Source organism: Halorubrum laminariae (assembly GCF_024494655.1).
Lineage (GTDB): Archaea > Halobacteriota > Halobacteria > Halobacteriales > Haloferacaceae > Halorubrum > Halorubrum laminariae.
Genome location: NZ_JANHDL010000003.1, coordinates 1 through 14,864, shown reverse-complemented (window position 1 = coordinate 14,864; position 14,864 = coordinate 1). Strand labels below are relative to the sequence as shown.

Below are 14,864 nucleotides of genomic sequence, written 5' to 3'. Positions count from 1 at the left end.
TCTCAGTCGCCGCGCCCGGCCGACGATGAGTCACGCCGGTCGAGCAGCGACCGCGCAGCCGGACCGGGACCGACCCCCGATCGCTCGCGACCGGGGATCGGGACGTCGACGTCGTCGACGACGGCGAACTGCGAGAGATCCGCGACCCCGGAGTCGACCTCGTCGATCGAGGCGTACGGCCGGCCGACGACGATGTCCCCCGCTTTGCTTCGATTTATACCCGGTATCGCGGTCAGTTCGTCCATCGACGCGGCGTTGATATCGATCGGGTACGGGACGCCCGTGACTGACCGGTAGCCGTGGTCCGTGATCGCCACGTCGATCGCGGTTCCCAGATCGCGCTCGCCCGGGACGGCGACGAGCAGCGCGTACGTGCCGATCTGGCGGCCGAACGTCTTCCCATCCTGATGGTATTCCAAGTGAACGTCGGGGAGGATCGTTCCCGGCGGGACGACCCGGTCGAGCATCGGGTTGTCGATCGTCTCGCGGACCTCCCGCTTGTACGACTGGAACTGGTCTTTGTGTTCCTGTGCAATCTCGGCTCCCGTCTCGGCCATCTCGGTGCCCGCGAACGCCATCACCTGTCGGACGTTGATCCGCCGGAGCATCAGCCCCTCATCGTAGACGCGCTGGAGGAACCGCTTGTTGTGCTCGTACGTCTCGGGCCGTTCGCCCGCGAGCCCGTGGACGAGGTTGATCCCGGGGAGCAGCTTCGGTAGTCGAGGGCTCGCGTCCGGCCCGGTGGAGGGGCCGTACCGACGGTTGGTGTCCGGTCCCGGGACGCCCCCGGGCTCGCCGGCTGGCGGGTCACCCGGCCGCCAGCCGCCCTCCTCGTTGACGACGCGGACCGCCTCAAGACACTCGTCGGCGGTGACGAGCAGGTTGTTCTGCTCTTGGACAACAGGATCGGCGGATTCGAGCCCGAACGCCGCCGTGTCGCCCGGCGTGTTGTGACGGGCGATGACACGGATCGCCTCGCGGGACGCCTCGGGGTACTCCGTGATCGTCACCGGGTTCATGTTGTCGAGGTGGAGCGTCCGGAGATCGGGCGCGACCTCACGAATCCCGCCGTACAGCTCGCGGAGCGCGTCGGGGTTCGGGGCCTCGCCGTCGCCGCCGAACGCGAGGATGTCGGCCTGCCGACCGAGCCTAAAGTGGCGCACGCCGCGGTCGGAGAGCGCGTCGACCTCGGCGACGACCGACCGCGCCTCGCGGAACGCCGGACTCCCGTACAGCGGCTCCGTGCAGAACGAACACCGGTACGCGCAGCCACGGGAGGTCTCCATCTCGCAGATGAGGTAGTCGGGGTGGTTCGGGTGCTGCTCGACGACGAACGCCCCCTTGCGGGCCCAGCGGTCGACCTCCTCGTTGCTCCGCATCCGGTTGCCGTACCCCTCTAACCCCTCGCGGACGAGGTCGAACGCGGCCGCCTCCACGTCGCCCATCGCGACGAAGTCGTAGTCGAGGTCGTCGCGCTCGGTCTCGGTCGCGCCCGCGTTCTCCTCGCCGACGCCGAACCGCACGGGCCCGCCGAGCAGCGTGACGCCGTCGGCGGTCCACCCCAACTCTCGCACTTCGTCGGGTTCGGCGGGCGTCCCGCCGACGTAGTTGCCCGGCACCGTCATCCCGCCGACATAGACGAAGAGGTCGGCGTCGGCCACGCCGGCGCGCTTGCCGCGGTCGTCGCGGAGTTCGTCGATGGTGTGATAGGTGATCTGCGACTCGGGGACACCGGCGTCGACGAGCGCGCCGGCCGTGTACCGCGGGTACGTCGAAATGTACGGCGGCACCCCGAAGTGCGCCGGCTCGTCGACGTAGCCGTCGACGATGGTGACGGAGAGGTCGGCCGGAGCGGGCGGGAGAGAGCCGCGGCCGGCCGCGGACGGATCGGTCATGTTACCCCACCGTAGTCGGCCGAGACGGGAAAAGCGTGCGGAAGAGAAACGCGCGAACTCTGGCCCGATCGGTCAGGGCGAGCGGGGAGAACGGGCGATCGTGTTCATCGAGCTGTCAGTGGAATGCGAGAGCCGGACCGACAGCAATGAGAACGACGCCCAACGCGATCGTTAAGTTGTCCGGATTGACCACGTGAGCGACTTTCCAGCCGACGACGGTGCCCGCGAGTAGTGGAATCCCGATTGTCGCTGCAAGTGGGAGTGAGACATCGCCTTGGAGAACGTATCCCGTCGTTGCAAACGCTGCGATGAAGATCGACTGGAGTTGGGCGACAGCGATCGCCAGCAACATGGGAACGCCGATCAGAATCAGCACCGGAACCGCGAGCACAGGACCACCCACACCCAATGCCCCGCTGACGGCTCCGAGAACGAGTCCGATCCCTCCGAGAAGGATCTGATCCCGGCGATCTGCCGCGTCCAGTTGGTACACCGGACTGAGTCGACGCCGCTCACGATAGATGATAGTACCACCGGTCGCCATCGCGACGACACCCAGCAAAACGCCGAAGGTCGTTCTTGGCAGAAAGGCGTTGAGATACGCCCCGAGCGGAGCCCCGATGGCACTCGAGAGGCTAAGTATCGTCGCTATCAATCGACCCTGACCCGTCTGAATCTCTCCAGAGTGAGCGTACGCAACGCTTCCGACGACCCCGGTCGCGATGAACGTCGCGTGAGCCGTTCCGGCGACCGTACTTGACGGGATCGATGTCAGCGAGTACAACGCGATAGTCACAAAGATTCCACCGGGCCCGAGTGTCGTAATACCGACTCCGGAGAGAAATGCGATACCTACCAGAAGTGTGAGAAGTGGGAATCCGCCCACGAGACCACCCATACGTTCCCACTTTTGAGGAGATATAATATTGGTTCGGCATCTCGATGTCGTCCGCTGTTGAGAGACGGTATCGAGACACCGCCGAGAGCGAAGCGATCGAGCTGCTGAGTTGTGGAGGGACCGTCAGCGGTGTGGACGCCAATTTCACACTGGATCGGTCGGGGCATATGCGTACGTCGCGGGCGGTGACGGCATCCTCGTCGCGCTTGCGGAGCGCGCGGTTCCGGTTCGACTGTGAAGCGTGCTGAACCCCTAACTATTATCACACCTATGGAGAATAGTCGGTTATGTCCGACGCCGTCGCCGACGCACTTGGCGTCCTCGCAGCGGGCGGCGACCCGGCGGTCGTCGAGCACGGCGTGAGCGCCCTCGAAGATCGAGGCTGCGACGTGCGCGTCGAGACCGTGACGACGACCTCAGCAGGGCTCAAACGAATCCGTTCGGCGTCGGTCGACTGTGTCGTCTCCGACCACCGCCCGCCCGAGTGGGACGGGATCGAGTTCCTCCGGCGCGTGCGCGAGATCGTTTCGGACGTGCCGTTCGTGCTCTACACGGCCGACGGATCCGAGGCGGTCGCCAGCGAGGCGATCGCTGCCGGCGTCACCGACTACGTGCCGCGGGATCCTCCCGGTGAGAGCGATGAGAGCGACGCTGACGCCGATGACGTTGGTGATGGAACAGACGACAACGGTGGCGACGGCGTAGACGGTACCGACAGCGGCGACGACGCGCTCGCGGCGGCGATTCGGTCAGCGGTCGAACGAGCCGGTCAAGACGGTGAGACCGCGGACACGGCGAATCGCCACGCCGACCACGCCCGGCGGCTGGAGACGCTCGTCAGTAACCTCCCGGGGTTCGTCTACCGCTGTCGGAACGAGCCGGAGTGGCCGATGGAGATCGTGAAAGGCGACAGCGAGTCTGTCACCGGCTACACCACGGCGGAACTCGAGAGCGACGAGGTCGTCTGGGGCGACGACGTTCTCCTCCCCGACGACGCCGAGCGGACATGGGAGGTCGTACAGGAGGCGATGGACTCGGACAGCGAGTTCGAAGTCACGTACCGGATTCACACGAAGGACGGTTCGATCAAGTGGATGTGGGAGCGAGGACAGCTCGTCACGCCGGAAGACGGCGACGAGCCGGTGCTCGAGGGGTTCATCTTCGACATCACCGAGCGAAAGCGCTACGAGGAGGAGCTGGAACGGCGGAACAGAGAGCTCGAACGATTCACCAGCATCGTCTCTCACGACCTCCGAAACCCGCTGAACGTGGCGTCCGGTCGCGTCGAACTCGCCCGCGAAGAGGTCGAAAGCAATCACCTCGACCGCGCCGCCGCCGCCCACGAGCATATGGAGTCTCTCATCGACGATCTCCTAGAGCTCGCACGGAGCGGCGAGCGGATAACGGAGACGGAGCCCGTGTCGCTGTCGGCCGTCGTGCGACGAGCGTGGCGAAACGTCGCCACCGGCGACGCGACGCTTGCGGTCGAGATCGACCGGACCGTCGAGGCGGACCCGAGCCGGCTGGCGCAGCTCGTCGAGAACCTCGCGCGCAACGCCGTCGAACACGCCGGCGACGACGTGACGGTGACCGTCGGGGAGATCGGTGGCGATCGCGGACCCACCGAGGGCGGCGACAGCCAGAAGCGGTTCTACGTCGAAGACAACGGGCCGGGAATTCCGGAGGAGCACCGCGAGGATGTGTTCGAGATGGGGTTCTCGACGGAGGAGGACGGCACGGGGTTCGGGCTCCCGATCGTGGCGCAGATAGCCGAGGCGCACGGCTGGAACGTCGAGGCCACAGCGGGGACGGACGGTGGTGCTCGGATCGCGGTGACCGGCGTCGAGTGGGACTGAACCGCGGGCCCGGCGGGCGTGTGCTCCGACGGTCGCGTGCTCCGAGATCGCCGTGGTCCCGACGATCGGTTCCGCCGGATGCTCCGTGGACGGGACGACTTCCGTCGCCACGTCGTTTAAGCCGCCGCCGGTCCAACGGGTGAGTATATGCCATCGACCATGGAGGTCAAATGTGAGTCGGACGACTGCGAGCTCGACATGTTCGAGAACCACTACACCTACGACGTTCCCGACGACCACTCGGTCACGGATCTCTCGTGTCCGTACTGCGGTGGGAGCGACCTCGCGGAAATCGAGGTGTAACCCGTGAGCGGACTCGTCGAGGCCGGACGGTCCGCGTTTCGCGAGGTCCTCGAACGCGTCGGGCGGGGGTGGAGCAAGATGCAGGAGCGCCGTCCGCTCTCGTACGACCTCCTCGAGAGCGACGACGCCTACCTCGTCGTCTTCGACGCGCCGGGCGTGCGCGGAGAGGACCTGAACGTCACCTTCCTCGATCACACCGTCGAGGTCACGCTCGACCGCTTCCGCGACTTCTACGACGGTTACGAACTGGTGTTCCCCGGACGCGGCGTCTCGCTGTCGGGAAGCGTGGAGCTCCCCGCCGACGCGAACGTGACGCCGCAGGGAGCGAACGCGACGCTCGCGCGAAACGGGACGCTCCACGTCGAGATTCCGAAGTCCGACGCGGCGAGCGACGTGACCGTCGTCGAGGAGGACGCGACCGACGATGAGCCGACGGACAGCGCCTAGTTGACCGGTCCCCGACTGCCCGTCCCTAGCTATCCCTCGTCTCGCCGTTCCACGGCGATTCCGTCCCGTACGTCGAACGTCTCGTCGCCCTCGAACCGATCGGGATCGAAAGCGTCGATCCACGGCTCGTCCGGTCCGTCGTCCGAGAGCGACGCCAACACGCCCTCCGCGACGTGCTCACCCACGGCCGGTGCGCGCATGAACCCGTGTCCCTGCCAGCCGGCGGCGACGAACGCACCGTCGATGTCGGCGATCGGACCGACGAGCGGATCGCCATCCGGCGTCGCCGTACAGAGTCCGGCCCACGCGCGATTCACCGGCGGCCCGTCCTCATCGGTCGCGGCGTCGGCGAGCCGTTCGCGAAGCGTCGCCGTGACCGATTCGACGAACCAGTCGTCGGCCTCACGATCGTAGCCATCCGGGTCGGCCGCGAGCGGTTCGGTGCCGTCCCCGGCGAGGAGTCCCGCCGGATGCGGACGGAAGTAGACGCCGGCAGTCGCGTCGTAGACCATGGGTCCGTCGTAGGAGACGGCCGCCACGAGCGCCTGCACGCGGTAGGGGATCACCGGCACGTCGACGCCGACGCTGTCGAACAGGGCCGCGGTGTGCGCGCCGGCGGCGACGACGACCGAATCGAAGTCGTTGCGGCCGCGATCCGACGCGTCCACGGAGTCGCCCGCGGAGCGCGTCCGGACCGTCGGCCGACCGTCGTCGCGAGACACCGTCAGCTGATCATCGTCGCGAGACAGCCTCACCGGAGTCTCGGTCTCGATCGCGACGCCCTCGCTGCGGGCCCGGTCGGCCATGGCGGCGACGTAGCTCGCGGGGTCACACCGGCCGGCGTTCGTAGCAACTGCCGCGACCGCGAGGTCGTCCGCGGCGATCGGGAAGCGGTCGGCGAGCGTCGCGGGGTCGACGAGCGTCACCGCCCGCCCGTGTGTGCGCATCCGATCGATCATCGCGGGGACGGCGTCGGCGTCCTCGTCGCCCTCGCGGACCGCGAGAACGTACGGACACGGCGTGAACGCGAATCCGGGGAGCGACCGGTCGAACGCTCGAAATCGCTCCATCGACCGCGCGGCGATCGCGGCGTCGACATCCTCGGCGTAGGCGTCGTACAGCACTCCGGCGGCGCGGCCGGAACTCCCGCTCCCGAGGTCGTCGCGCTCGTAGAGCGTCACGTCCGCGCCGCGGGCGGCGAGGTCGGCCGCGGCGGTGACGCCGACCGCGCCGCCGCCGACGACCGCGACCGCCGGGGGCGGTGCGTCTCGGTCGATCATGGAGCAGTTGCGTCGGGTGCGACCGAAGAGATGCCGGGCGACGCGCGCGTTATCGCTCGCGGAACCCGTCGATGCCGAGGTCGTGGAGGTCCGCAGACACGTCGGCGACGCCGCCCTTCAGGTCCTCGTGGTACGCTATCAACCGCTCTTCGATCGCGTCGTGCTCGCGTGCGAGCACCTGCGCGGCCGAGAGCCCGGCGTTGAACGACTTGCCGGCGTCGACGGCGACGATCGGCGCGCCGGTGGGCATCCCGATGACAGAGTCGACCGATTTCTCCTGCACGGGCACGCCGATCACGGGGATCGGGTACGCGATGGAGGCGGTCATGTTCGGGAGGTCGGCCGACTTCCCGCCCGCGCCGGCGATTATCACGTCGAGCCCGCGGGCGGCCGCCGTCTCGCCGTAGGCGTACATGAGTTCGGGGGTGCGGTGCGCGGAGACCACGTAGCTCTCGTAGGTGAACCGCGAGTCGGGCGCGTCGGTGAAGTCCGTCTGCTCTGCGAACCCGAGTTCGTCGAGCGCGTCGTACGCCCCTTCCATGGTCGGGAGGTCGGAGTCAGAGCCCATGATGATTCCCACGTCCGGGGTCGTCTCCGGGTCCGCGTCCGATTCGGCCTCCGATTCGAGTCGGTCGATGAGGTCCTGAACGCTGGGCATGTGCGCGGTTTCGGCGGTCGGAGATAAGGAAGTGCCGAATGCGTCTCGTTGCGTCGTCGAAATCCGTCGCCGCACCGCCTCACACTCTGCACCGCCTCACACCTCTGCACCGCCTCACTCCTCCCCAACCTCGGTCAGGGGCGGCCGCGGACCCGCACCGCATCGCGGCCGCCCCTTCCCTCCCTCGCGGGCTCCTCGCGCCCTATCGGGCGCTCGCAGGCGCGCCACCGCCCTCGTCGAACGCGAGTGTGGCCCGGACAAACTCACGCGTCGCGGAGGACCAATCCGTCTCGGGCCTCACGCGTCGCGGAAGGTCAATCCGTCGCGTAGTTCTCGCGCACGCGAGAGCAGCGCGTCGCGGTCGGCTTCGCCGTCAGCCTCGCTTTCGCCGTCCTCCCCGGTCACCGTCAGGTGTCCCATCTTCCGGAGCGGGCGCACGTCCTCTTTGCCGTACCAATGGAGGGCGGCGTCGGGCGCGGCGATCACACTCTCGACGCCGCGGAGTGTCGCCGGCTGGGTCTCATCCACGTCGCCGAGGGCGTTCGCCGTGACCGCGGGGGCGACGAGGTCGGTCGGGCCGAGCGGCCAGCCGAGAACGGCGCGGACGTGGTTCTCGAACTGGGAGGTCGCCGCTCCCTCGATCGTCCAGTGCCCGGAGTTGTGCGGACGCGGTGCGATCTCGTTGACCAACACCTCCTCCTCGCGGGTCTCGAACAGTTCGATCCCGTAAACTCCCCGCCCGTCGAGCAGCGACAGGACGTCGTCCGCGACCGCCTCCGCCTCGGCGATCACCGGGTCGTCGCTACGGGCCGGCACGACGCTCTCGCGGAGGATCTCCTCGCGGTGGATCGTCTCCGTGACGGGGTAGGTCCGCGTCTCGCCGTCGGCCCCCTTCAGTCCCATCACGGCAATCTCGCGCTCGAAGTCGAGGAACTCCTCGGCCATCGCGTCGCCGCCGATCGAATCGAGCGCGTCGGCCGCGTCGTCTGGCGATTCGACCGGAACGTTCCCCCGCCCGTCGTACCCGCCTTCGCGGGCCTTCAGCATCACGCCGCCGAACTCCTCGACGACGCGTTCGAGCCCCTCGGCCGTCGCGACGGGAACGAACTCGGGAACGGGAATTCCGGCGTCTTGCAGTGCCTCCTTTTGAACCAGCTTGTCCTGGATCGTCCGGAGCGTGTCCGGGTCGGGCTGAACGGGCACGTCGTGTTCCTCGCTCGCAGCCGTCAGCACGTCGGGGTCGGCCAGTTCGATCTCGAAGGTGAGCGCGTCGACGCGGCTCGCGAGCTCGTGGACCGCGTCGGCGTCGTCGAAGTCGGCGACGATCTGATCGCTCACGACGGGGCTCGCCGGACAGTCGGGCGTCGGGTCCAACACGACGACCTCGACGCCGAGGCGCGCGACCGCCTCGCCCATCATCCGGCCCAGCTGTCCGCCGCCGACGACGCCGAGCGTCGGTCCCGGCAGAGTGATCGACATACACGGCCGCGTACCGAACGTCACTGCATAAATATTCCCACATTGGGTGAAGTCCTATGCACGAACGTGGATAGATCTGCGAGAGAGGCCGGACACGGGAGAGATATCGGACGCGAGAAAGGCCGGACGCGAGCGATATCGGACGCGAAAGCGACATCGGACACGACACCGAAGCGCTGCCGCGCCTCCGGAACAGGTATCAGTTCGGGGGCGTCTCCGCTACGTATGAACACCGCGAAGCGGCTCTACGACCGGGGCGACGAGTGGGTTCGAGGGCTCTCCCGCGGGCGCTACGCGGCCCTGCTTGGCGCGTCTGCGGCCGTCGGCGTTCTCGGTTTCGGTCTGCTGTCGAGCGGCGAACTCCTCCTCGTTCGCGCCCTGACGATGGCGGTCGTCATGTTCGGGCTGGAGTACGCGTTCGGGGCGTTTCGGCCGTCGGCCGACGGGTGAGCCTGTCGAGGCGACTGCGACCCGCTACAGGTCGACGGCGGCGAGGTCGCTTTCGGCGTCGGCGACGAACTCGTTGTACGCGTCGACGAACCCGCGGAACGGCTCGGCGTACTCGCGGACGTCGAGCGCCGACGGAGCCTCGTACTGCGAGAGGAGGTAGCAGCCGCCGGTGCCTCCGACACGGAGGTACGACACCGTCCCCTCGTCCCACTTCAACTCCCATCGGTCGCCGTCGACGCGGGAGGTGAACGTTCCGTACTCGTCGCCCTCGTACCGGTAGATCTCGCCGGCCATCACCGAGCAGGCGTCGCGGATCGCGTCGAGCACGCGGTCGCGCTCGGCGACGAGGCCGTCCGTGGAGTCGGGCTCGGGGAAGTCGGCGCTCACGTCGTCGAGCACGCCGGACAGCGACGCGACGTGGTCGTTCCACGCGGCGACGACGTTCGGGTAGTCGGCGAGGGCGGTCGCGAGGGCTCCGGGGTCCGGCGGCTGCTTCGTCGAGACCACGTACACGTCGGAGCCAGAGGTCGGCGAGAACAGAAGGAACTCGAGCTCGCCGGCCTCGTGTTTGACCGTCCACTCGCCGCCGGGCGTCGACAACGCCTGTCGACCGTAGTCACCGCCCTGAAGCCGCGCGAGTTGGTAGGCGATCTGTCCGGCGTGGTCACGGACGGCGGCGACGAGTTCGTCGCGCCGGTCGGCGACCGCGTCCGTGTCGCGGATGTCGATATCGAAGCCGAGATCGGCGTGGCTGGTCACACAGTCTGTGTGCGCCGCATCGGGTTAATCAAGTCGGATCTGCGGGAGGGAAAGTCGTGGCTACTCGGGCGGTGGTGATCGCAGCTACTCAGGCAGCTACTCACCGGATGGCCTCTCGGATCTCGCGGATCCGCTCGGGCTCGTCGATCCCCGACCGCACCACCACCGAGAACACCTCCTCGCCATCCGGGACGGGCGCGTCGCCGCTCAAGATCGCGCCCGAGCCGGTCTCTTCGGCGAGCCACCGCCGGCCGTCGGCGATCGCCTCGCGGTTGAGCCATGGGGGCGGACCGCCGACCACGAGCAGCGTCCGGTCGGCCCGCCCCTCCCGAACCTCGACGGTGCCCTTCCCGCGGACCGCTTTTCGGATCGTCGTCTCGATCGCCGACACCGCCGCGCTCGTGTCCACCTTCGCCGGCTCCGCGGACCCGAACAGCCCGAGCCCGAACCGGGATTCCGTCTCGGGGGGATCGACCGTCTGCGTCGCGTACCCGATCGATGCGATCTCGCCGTCGCCGCCGACCGCTCGCGCCACGTCGCTCGCGTCGAGCACCTGCTGTGGCGTCGATTCGGCGTCGTCCGACTCGCCCGCGCCGAACAGCGCCGCGACCCGATCGGCGACGACGCCGTTCAGGCGGTCTCGCACCCCGGTGAGATCTTCTCCGGGCCGGAGCCACGCGTCGTTGTCGAACGGGAACATCGCTGAACAGCGCTCGGAGAGGGCTTCAAGCGTTCGCGCCGCGTTCTTCTCGGCCAGCGGTCGCTCTGGCGGTCGCTCCTCGGGTGCCGCCGATCCGGCCGTGGCCGGGTCGATCGGGGTCGGCTCCGACTCCGCCGGCGTCGGGAGGAGTCCGAGCGCGTACACTGGCGTGTCGTAGAGCCGCATCAGTTCCTCGGCGAGAGCGGGGGCGACGCCGGCACCCGCGCCGCCGCCGAGGCCGACGGCGATCAGGAACGCATCCGCGACCGACGGGCGCTGGTCGTCCATCTCCCGGCCAAGTTCGCTGGCGTGTGCGTCGCCGAGGCGACGCGCCGCGTGGAGGTCGCCGTCGAGCCCGTCTCCGCCCGCGGCGTCACCGAAGCAGTACCGCCGCGACTCGTCTAGCGACTGCAGGTCGCCGAGCGCGGCCGCGTCGGTGTCGAACGCGCTGACGCCGTGGAGGAACCGCTCCCCGTCGTGGTCGGCCGCGAATCGATCGACGATCCGGCCCCCGGCACCGCCGAGGCCGATGGCGTGTACACGCATATGTCACACCGGTCGTTGACCGGCGGTATATCTCTTTTCACGGACGGGAGCGCGGTCGAGATCGACGGGACGCGTTCGCACCGCGATCCGACTCAGAAGTCGTTGAGTCGACGCTGCCCGGCGGACACAGTCCGGCCCGGTTCGTCGTCGCCGTCGTCTCGCTCTCCGCCGAGCAGACGGATCAGCGCCGTGTCGGCGAACGTGAGCGCCAACACGAGGATGATGGGCGCGAGGAACAGTCCGTGGAACCCGAACACGACGGGACCGAAGATGTACGCGAGCATGAGGAGTCCGACGTGGGTCGTCTTCCCGCTGAAGTACGGGCGGAGGACTATGTCGGGGATGGTGTCGACCACGATCGCGGCGACAACGAGGAAGCCCGCGACATACGCGAGCAGTGAAAGCTCTTCCGAGAGAATCGGCTGGATCGCGGTTATCGCCGCCAGCGGGATGTACACGATTTTCATCCCGATCACCGGAATCAGGCTCGCGACCCCCGTGAGCGCACCGGCGAGCGCCGGATACGGGATCTCGACTGCGGCCGGGGCGATCACGTTGTACCCGGTGTAGGTCACGACTGCGATGATCGAGATGGCGATGACGTTGAGCAGGTTTCCGTACAACACCGCCTCAAGCTCCTCGTCTGCGGCCTCGAGGTACTCGCGGACGATCGCGTCGTCGTCGAACGTGAGCAGCCACTCGTGGAACTTCGAGCCGTCGAGGAGCAGGTAGTACGTGACGACGATCGTGATGAGGAGGTTGAGCGCGAGCCCCGAGAGCGTGCTCGCGAGCAGCGGCGCTTGCTCGGAGACGAACTCGATGAGCGGGTCGAACTGCCCCGACCGGTACGCCGCGACGAGTCCCTCGAACGTCGGGTTCGAGAGCGCGGCGAGGTCGGCGACCCACGAGTTCTCCGGTCCGACCGTCTCGGCGACAGGGTATCGTTCGATGAATCGACGAGCCTCGAGTAAGACGAGAAGCACTGTGTACCCCAACAGCCCGATCAGCGGCACACCGATGAGCGACAGCGAGAGGACCGCCCGAGCGCGTGCAGGCAGTCTGAAGCGAGCGAGATTCCGGAACAGCCGCCGGGTCGAGTAGTACAGGAACACCGCGACGGTGAGCGGCGCGACGAACCGGTAGCCGATGAATCCGACGAGGAGGGCGATGACGAGGCCGAAGATTGCGATGACGAACCGCTTTTCGTCCATGGCCGCTCGTCTCCGTGAGTCGACATAAACTATGGGGCTCGCGGGCGATACAGAATCAGCAGCGAGCCCGCGTCAGTCTCCCCAGCAGCGAGCCGCGTCACTTCCCCGACGCGTCGTCGGCGGTGTCGGCGCTGTGGTCGTTCCCCCTCTCGTCATCTCCATCGGCCCCACCGTCGCCCACCGCCCCACGCGTCTCCTCCGCGTCGGCGGTCGACGGCGAATCCGACGACTGCGCCGCCGGCCGCTCGGCCAGTGCCCGCTCGTAGCGCGTCACCTGCTCGCGGTGTAGCGACAGGATCATGTCGGCGAGCACGCCGAACACGAGCAGTTGGATCCCCAAGATTGCCGCGCCGACCGCGCCGATGGCGACGATCTGATGGGCCTCGCCGTGCACGAACCAGCGGTAAAGCACGTAGGCGGTCAGCATCGCACCGAAACCAGTCGAAACGGCACCGAGGCTCCCGAAGTAAAACAGGGGGTTGTTGGTCTTGGCCTTCCGGTACAACTCGATGATTATCACGCCGCCGTCGCGGATCGGGTGGAGGTTCGTCGCGGAGCCGCCGGGGCGCTCGCGGTAGGTGATCGGGACGACGGCCACCCGATCCCGGTTTTTCACGCATTCGACCGCCATCTCTGTCTCGATGCCGAACCCGTCAGCAGTGAGGTGGAGCCGCAGGAACGATTCACGCGTGAACGCGCGATAGCCGGAGAGGATATCGCGGTACCGCTCACCGTGGATGGCGCGGAACGCGGCGTTGATCAATCGGTTCCCGATCCGGTTCAGCCGCGTCATCGCTCCCGGTCGCATGTCCGCGAACCGGTTCCCGATGACGTGGTCGGCCTCGCCGGCGAGGAGGGGTTCGAGCATCGCGTCGACATCGGCCGCGTCGTAGGTTGCGTCCGCGTCAGCCATCACGACGTAGGGGGCATCGACGTGGTCGCGGACAGCCTCGCGAACGGCCTGACCCTTGCCGCGTCCGGACTGTTCGACGACGCGCGCGCCGGACTCGCTGGCGGCCGCACGCGTCCCGTCCGTCGACCCGCCGTCGATCACGAGAATCTCGTCGAGTCCGGCCTCGCGGAAGTCCTCGACGACGCGCGCGACGGTCTCGACCTCGTCCATCGTGGGCAACAGGACGCAGACGTCGTCGAAGTCGCTCATTAGCGGGTCGATGTCGGGGGAGTCGCTAAACTCTGTCCCTCCGTGACGGCCGATCGGGAACTCGAACGGATTCTCGGACAAATCCGGGCGGGTGCAGGCGGAGTCGGCGTACAGACGGCCGAGTTCCGGGTGCGGTCGGTTCTGCGGCCACCCATACGCTCATGTATCCGACGACAGAATGTCAATCTATGTCACGCCCAGCAGACGACAACGTCGACGAGTTGCTCAGCGCGGCGCGAACGGCCATCGGTGACGAACTCCGGAGCCTGACGTACTTCACCGAAGACGAGATCGAACAGCTGTACCTCCGCAGCGACCTGAGCCAGACGGCCGACCTCGTCGGCTTCGCGGAGAACGAGCGGCAGGGGTTCCACTCTCAGTCCATGTACGCGAACACCCAACTCGGAGACTACCTGTTCACCGTACGCGTGTTCGAGAACGGCTATCTCACGCGGGTGATCGCTGGAGATCACGGCGTGTGGGTGACAACCGACTCGATGGAGATCGACCGCTTCGAGGAGCTCGCGAGCGCGCTGGCGTCGGTGCTGCGGTCGTTCGACCCGGTCTGACAGTCCCGATTCCTGTCACCCGAAGTGACTCTCGAACTCGGGGACCAACTCGTCGGCGTCGACGGGTTTCGTCACGTAGCCGTCAGCGCCGGCTTTGACCGCCTCCATCATTTTCTCCTGTTGATCGACGCTCGTGCACATCACGATCACCGCGTCAGGCCAGCGGTCCTTGATCGCTGCCGTCGCCTCGATTCCGGTCATCTCTGGCATGACAACGTCCATCGACACCGCGTCGGGCTCGTACGCCTCAAACAGTTCCACCGCCTCCGCACCGTTTTCCGCCTCGCCGACGACCTCGAAGGGATCCTCCAACGCATCCCGAACCACGGTCCGCTGGAAGGCCGAATCGTCGACGACGAGCACCCGCTGGGTCATGTCCGCGGATGAGCGCGTGGGTGGCATAAAGCGCGCGGATTCGCGCACCGGCGAACCGGGGACAGATCTCCGACGTGAGGGTCACGCTGACCACAGTCGAGACAACTGATCAGCAGTTTCGAGGCGGAGCCTCCGGCCTCAAGGAGCGGGGACTTCCGACGCCGGTCGGAAGGACGACGCGAGTAGGCCGGAGAGGACAGCGAGGCGCTACGCGCCTCGGGCCGTGCGAGCGGGCCTCGGCCCGCGCGCAGAAGCCGACAACTCCGGCACAAACCA

At 67.6% G+C, this 14,864-nt stretch carries 15 protein-coding genes; 5 read left to right on the top strand and 10 right to left on the bottom strand.

The annotated features are described in order from the left end of the window. Positions 1-2: 2 nt before the first annotated feature. On the bottom strand, positions 3-1,895 hold the full coding sequence (locus tag NO887_RS06130; RefSeq protein WP_256417597.1) for a radical SAM protein: 1,893 nt from the start codon (positions 1,893-1,895) through the stop codon (positions 3-5). A gap of 115 nt (positions 1,896-2,010) precedes the next feature. After that, a complete protein-coding gene (locus tag NO887_RS06125; protein ID WP_256417596.1) occupies positions 2,011-2,793 on the bottom strand; it encodes a sulfite exporter TauE/SafE family protein in 783 nt (260 codons plus the stop codon). Positions 2,794-3,080: 287 nt separating this feature from the next. Between NO887_RS06125 and NO887_RS06120 the strand changes: the two genes are divergently transcribed. The 3 genes from NO887_RS06120 (at position 3,081) to NO887_RS06110 (ending at position 5,399) form a co-directional block, all read left to right on the top strand. After that, positions 3,081-4,649: a hybrid sensor histidine kinase/response regulator gene (locus tag NO887_RS06120; RefSeq protein WP_256417595.1), complete on the top strand. Its 1,569-nt coding sequence runs from the start codon at positions 3,081-3,083 to the stop codon at positions 4,647-4,649. Positions 4,650-4,796: 147 nt separating this feature from the next. Then, the gene (locus tag NO887_RS06115) at positions 4,797-4,952 is read left to right on the top strand and encodes a DUF7559 family protein (protein ID WP_256417594.1); all 156 of its coding nucleotides are present in this window, start codon (positions 4,797-4,799) and stop codon (positions 4,950-4,952) included. Between the two features lie 3 nt (positions 4,953-4,955). Next, positions 4,956-5,399 (top strand): Hsp20/alpha crystallin family protein, encoded by a 444-nt coding sequence (locus NO887_RS06110; RefSeq protein ID WP_256417593.1) that lies wholly within the window; start codon positions 4,956-4,958, stop codon positions 5,397-5,399. A 29-nt stretch (positions 5,400-5,428) separates the two neighbouring features. Here NO887_RS06110 and NO887_RS06105 read toward each other — a convergent pair whose 3' ends face one another. From NO887_RS06105 to NO887_RS06095, 3 genes are all read right to left on the bottom strand, one after another. Next, a complete protein-coding gene (locus NO887_RS06105) occupies positions 5,429-6,679 on the bottom strand; it encodes an NAD(P)/FAD-dependent oxidoreductase (protein WP_256417592.1) in 1,251 nt (416 codons plus the stop codon). A 49-nt stretch (positions 6,680-6,728) separates the two neighbouring features. Beyond that, positions 6,729-7,337 carry a 5-(carboxyamino)imidazole ribonucleotide mutase gene (gene purE, locus NO887_RS06100; RefSeq protein ID WP_256417591.1) on the bottom strand — a complete coding sequence of 203 codons (609 nt, stop codon included), beginning with the start codon at positions 7,335-7,337 and terminating at the stop codon, positions 6,729-6,731. Between the two features lie 297 nt (positions 7,338-7,634). Beyond that, on the bottom strand, positions 7,635-8,816 hold the full coding sequence (locus NO887_RS06095; RefSeq protein WP_256417590.1) for a 5-(carboxyamino)imidazole ribonucleotide synthase: 1,182 nt from the start codon (positions 8,814-8,816) through the stop codon (positions 7,635-7,637). Between the two features lie 225 nt (positions 8,817-9,041). On the opposite strand from NO887_RS06095, the gene NO887_RS06090 reads away from it, so the two are divergent. Then, positions 9,042-9,266: a hypothetical protein gene (locus tag NO887_RS06090; protein WP_256417589.1), complete on the top strand. Its 225-nt coding sequence runs from the start codon at positions 9,042-9,044 to the stop codon at positions 9,264-9,266. A 24-nt stretch (positions 9,267-9,290) separates the two neighbouring features. Here NO887_RS06090 and NO887_RS06085 read toward each other — a convergent pair whose 3' ends face one another. The 4 genes from NO887_RS06085 to aglJ form a co-directional block, all read right to left on the bottom strand. Beyond that, positions 9,291-10,025, bottom strand: coding sequence for a profilin-fold protein (locus tag NO887_RS06085; protein WP_256417588.1), 735 nt, complete (start codon positions 10,023-10,025; stop codon positions 9,291-9,293). Positions 10,026-10,125: 100 nt separating this feature from the next. Continuing rightward, positions 10,126-11,271, bottom strand: a complete 1,146-nt coding sequence (locus NO887_RS06080; RefSeq protein ID WP_256417587.1) for an FtsZ/tubulin family protein — start codon at positions 11,269-11,271, stop codon at positions 10,126-10,128. Between the two features lie 92 nt (positions 11,272-11,363). Next, positions 11,364-12,482, bottom strand: coding sequence for an AI-2E family transporter (locus tag NO887_RS06075; protein WP_256417586.1), 1,119 nt, complete (start codon positions 12,480-12,482; stop codon positions 11,364-11,366). A 97-nt stretch (positions 12,483-12,579) separates the two neighbouring features. Next, positions 12,580-13,644, bottom strand: a complete 1,065-nt coding sequence (gene aglJ / locus NO887_RS06070; protein WP_256417585.1) for an S-layer glycoprotein N-glycosyltransferase AglJ — start codon at positions 13,642-13,644, stop codon at positions 12,580-12,582. Positions 13,645-13,832: 188 nt separating this feature from the next. Between aglJ and NO887_RS06065 the strand changes: the two genes are divergently transcribed. Continuing rightward, the gene (locus tag NO887_RS06065) at positions 13,833-14,213 is read left to right on the top strand and encodes a DUF7522 family protein (protein ID WP_256417584.1); all 381 of its coding nucleotides are present in this window, start codon (positions 13,833-13,835) and stop codon (positions 14,211-14,213) included. 15 nt (positions 14,214-14,228) lie between these two features. Here the strand turns inward: NO887_RS06065 and NO887_RS06060 are convergent, their stop codons facing one another. Beyond that, positions 14,229-14,588, bottom strand: coding sequence for a response regulator (locus NO887_RS06060; RefSeq protein ID WP_256417583.1), 360 nt, complete (start codon positions 14,586-14,588; stop codon positions 14,229-14,231). Between the last annotated feature and the right edge of the window lie 276 nt (positions 14,589-14,864).

Excerpts from the sequence above, each read along its gene's own strand:
- purE (WP_256417591.1), bottom strand. The coding sequence starts at position 7,337 with ATGCCCAGCGTTCAGGACCTCATCGACCGACTCGAATCGGAGGCCGAA.
- NO887_RS06130 (WP_256417597.1), bottom strand. The coding sequence starts at position 1,895 with ATGACCGATCCGTCCGCGGCCGGCCGCGGCTCTCTCCCGCCCGCTCCG.
- NO887_RS06080 (WP_256417587.1), bottom strand. The coding sequence starts at position 11,271 with ATGCGTGTACACGCCATCGGCCTCGGCGGTGCCGGGGGCCGGATCGTC.
- NO887_RS06105 (WP_256417592.1), bottom strand. The coding sequence starts at position 6,679 with ATGATCGACCGAGACGCACCGCCCCCGGCGGTCGCGGTCGTCGGCGGC.
- NO887_RS06075 (WP_256417586.1), bottom strand. The coding sequence starts at position 12,482 with ATGGACGAAAAGCGGTTCGTCATCGCAATCTTCGGCCTCGTCATCGCC.
- NO887_RS06095 (WP_256417590.1), bottom strand. The coding sequence starts at position 8,816 with ATGTCGATCACTCTGCCGGGACCGACGCTCGGCGTCGTCGGCGGCGGA.
- NO887_RS06115 (WP_256417594.1), top strand. The coding sequence starts at position 4,797 with ATGCCATCGACCATGGAGGTCAAATGTGAGTCGGACGACTGCGAGCTC.
- NO887_RS06065 (WP_256417584.1), top strand. The coding sequence starts at position 13,833 with ATGTCACGCCCAGCAGACGACAACGTCGACGAGTTGCTCAGCGCGGCG.
- NO887_RS06060 (WP_256417583.1), bottom strand. The coding sequence starts at position 14,588 with ATGACCCAGCGGGTGCTCGTCGTCGACGATTCGGCCTTCCAGCGGACC.
- aglJ (WP_256417585.1), bottom strand. The coding sequence starts at position 13,644 with ATGAGCGACTTCGACGACGTCTGCGTCCTGTTGCCCACGATGGACGAG.
- NO887_RS06125 (WP_256417596.1), bottom strand. The coding sequence starts at position 2,793 with ATGGGTGGTCTCGTGGGCGGATTCCCACTTCTCACACTTCTGGTAGGT.
- NO887_RS06120 (WP_256417595.1), top strand. The coding sequence starts at position 3,081 with ATGTCCGACGCCGTCGCCGACGCACTTGGCGTCCTCGCAGCGGGCGGC.
- NO887_RS06090 (WP_256417589.1), top strand. The coding sequence starts at position 9,042 with ATGAACACCGCGAAGCGGCTCTACGACCGGGGCGACGAGTGGGTTCGA.